The organism is Magnetococcales bacterium, from assembly GCA_015231175.1.
In the GTDB taxonomy this organism is placed as follows: Bacteria; Pseudomonadota; Magnetococcia; order Magnetococcales; family DC0425bin3; genus HA3dbin3.
The window spans coordinates 1-2,846 of the sequence record JADGBZ010000161.1 but is presented as its reverse complement, the minus strand read 5'-3'; the positions used below and the strand labels follow the sequence as shown (position 1 = coordinate 2,846).

Sequence of the window (2,846 nt, the reverse complement as noted above, 5' to 3'; positions counted from 1 at the left end):
TGTCAGGGCTTCGCCCCGAACCCCACCAGGACACCGTCTCAGGCCCTGCCAGGGAACCAGCCCCCTGGACCCCGAGCGTGGCCGGGTGTTGAATAGTTCCGTCAACGAATGATTCGTCCAAATGGTTCTGCTACAAGGAACGTGCCAACATTGAGATTTCTCATAAGGATTTATTAATTATTTTTATGGCACACCTGCCGCCAAACACAGCCGGCAGAGGCGCCATGACCCATTTTTTTCCTGGACGGCATCGCGACCACCATGGTAGACACTCCACCCGTTCGGGGCATGGGCGGGCGAGGCACGAGAGGAATCTGCTCCCTCGCACGGCCCGCCCTGAAACGAGTCGATCTGAAGCCTGTTTGCACGACAAGATGGTTGGCATTTTCTGTGTTCATGACATAGATTTTAAATTTTTTCTTACATGCACATGCCGTCCTGAAATTTTCAATGACGATTTCCACCCGGTTGGAACAAGTACGTCCCCTTGGTTGAGCAAACTTTTTTCGGACAGCGGCTTTGCTACGGTTGGCTGTGAGAGGATGGATCATGGCAAAGGATACGACAAATCCCAAAACAAAACTTGAAATCGAACTCCCTGACGATGAAGTCCTCAGTCAGAGGCTGCGTGATGCGGTCAACCGCTACAGTGCCCATGAAGTTGATTTTTTTCGTTTCAATTGGGTGAACACCGACGACCAAGGTAAGTCCCGCATTCTCCCCAACCCGGAGTGTTTTTTTAGTCAAGGAAGGGAAGAATTATTTACAAGGTAGATATTTGCGTGTTTATTTAAATTGGATGAACGCATCTATTGTCGCAGGCGAGAAGAATTATTATGATTGGGAATATGCTGATCAATTTAAAATATACTATGCAAGCAGCACTGGCGGTTATTCCAACCTATGCAGCAGGTACCACTATTTTCATCGATACCATCTTTTTTTGATATAATTAACAAAGATGATACCACCAATTCGATCTACAAAAAATTTTCCAACATACAAAATTTCGATAAAATTTCAAAATTATCGGAGCGGCGTAAACTTGAGCGGTCCATTCTGGAAACATTAATGATTGACCGTGACAGGCTCGTCAGCAAGACGAAACCTGATTGGGGACAGAATATCCTGTGCCAAGGTAACCAACAACTGGATTTTCCTGAATTGCAACGCCTGAATTTTTTGGAAACGTTGATCAGGGGAATCAGTTCATTGTGTATGGATGAAAGCAAGGAACTTTTTAATATAGAACAACTTTTTCACCTGTTTGAGGGAATGCCAACTCATGGGGGACCAACCGACGGTATCGATTGGATAAGAAAGACTGTTACGCTTGCAGGAGCCGGTCATCCTGTCGCTCTGGAGCTTCTGCAAGAGTCCTACCTCGGGTACATCGTCAAACGACCACTTCACCATGCCCCCATCGGTCGGACCGTTCTGCGCTGGCTCTTGCTGCCCTATACGTGTTCCAGGCCTTGGATCACCAACACTTCGCAGACGTACAAGGCCCATTTTCTAGGCATTTCTTTGGATATACGCGGATTAGGTTGGCAACAACAGGAACAGACCGGAGCCTGCGCCTCCCAAGCCCTTTGGAGTGCATTGCAAGCCAGGGCGTATCGCCATTACCCCACCCCCTCCAGCCCTGTCATCACAATTCTGGCCAACAAGTTTCACGCCGCCGGCAAACGAACCTTCCCCTCCCGTGGTCTTGGATCCAACAACCTTGCCGAAGCCATACGGCATCAGGAAGGTTTGGTACCCATGGTCATCAGCGGTGACTTGACCGGGGTTCGTGGCAGCAGGTTCAGCCGGGAATATTTCAATCTTCTGTCTACTGCGTTTCTGTTTGGCGACTTTCCCGTCCTGGTGATCGGCAATCGCAAAGACAGAGATGAAAAACATGCTGTTTGCCTGACCGGGTTTCGAGCTGAAAAACTTAAAAAATCATTACCCTTACTAACCAATCCCAACGATTCTGAGCGTAAAATATGCGTTTGCGGCGACTTGGATATAGAGGCATATTTTGGCCACGATGTTAATATTGGACCAAACGCTCGTTTTACACTTAATGATTATCTAGAAGACAACAAAGATAATATTGTGATACTTAGTTATTCTGAACCTGTATCTGCCATTTCGTCAGAAAAAATAGATCATTTTATTGAATATTGCAATGAAAATATTAAAAATATTAAAGATGAAGAATACGACCTTATCGAAAAAATAAACTTTCAATTCGATGACTCCCTTGATTTTTCGGTCCCTCATTTTGTACCAGACTCGATCATTTTAGCACTACCCAAAGAACTCCGTTCAGAGCCACGCCATTTTCTGGACATGATTAATGGCAAAATGTGGCTGCTCACGCAGGCCACGCGACACCTGGCCGGGATGCATGTTGGGGACAAGGAAAATGCCGGCTGTTTCTGGCCTTATGCTGGAAAGTTTGTCGCCCTGTCCTATGTTGTCCGCTACGTCGCCGTCACGGGATACCTGGAAACCGGCCTGAAACGCCATTTGCCATTGGATCCCATCCTTTTGGCAGATGTGCGCAAAAGGGTCATGGAAGGGGTGCGGCCCATGTCACGGCACATCGGAATTTTGCGCGTTGGGCTCTTCCTCACCGGGGAGAGAAGTGGAGATCCCCCCATTCACCGTCCCCTCATGGATCTCATCTTTGACACAACAGAATCGGATGTTGACCACCCGGTTTTTGCCCACGTCAAATTCCTGAGCATTGCTGACGACATCATCTTGACGGCACAACGTTTCGCTGGCCCGTATATCGAAAAGGGGTAGTGTCCCTTCTTGGTTGATCGCGGTCACACAGCCCTACCAAACTC

Annotated in this window: 2 protein-coding genes; both read left to right on the top strand. The window is 47.8% G+C overall.

From position 1 onward, the window contains the following. Positions 1 to 549 precede the first annotated feature (549 nt). Positions 550 to 774: a hypothetical protein gene (locus tag HQL63_16185; GenBank protein ID MBF0178361.1), complete on the top strand. Its 225-nt coding sequence runs from the start codon at positions 550 to 552 to the stop codon at positions 772 to 774. 129 nt (positions 775 to 903) lie between these two features. Further along, positions 904 to 2,802: a hypothetical protein gene (locus tag HQL63_16180; GenBank protein MBF0178360.1), complete on the top strand. Its 1,899-nt coding sequence runs from the start codon at positions 904 to 906 to the stop codon at positions 2,800 to 2,802. Positions 2,803 to 2,846 lie beyond the last annotated feature (44 nt).

Bases quoted from the DNA above. Each gene is read 5' to 3' on its own strand.
- HQL63_16185 (MBF0178361.1), top strand. From the start codon at position 550: ATGGCAAAGGATACGACAAATCCCAAAACAAAACTTGAAATCGAACTC.
- HQL63_16180 (MBF0178360.1), top strand. From the start codon at position 904: ATGCAGCAGGTACCACTATTTTCATCGATACCATCTTTTTTTGATATA.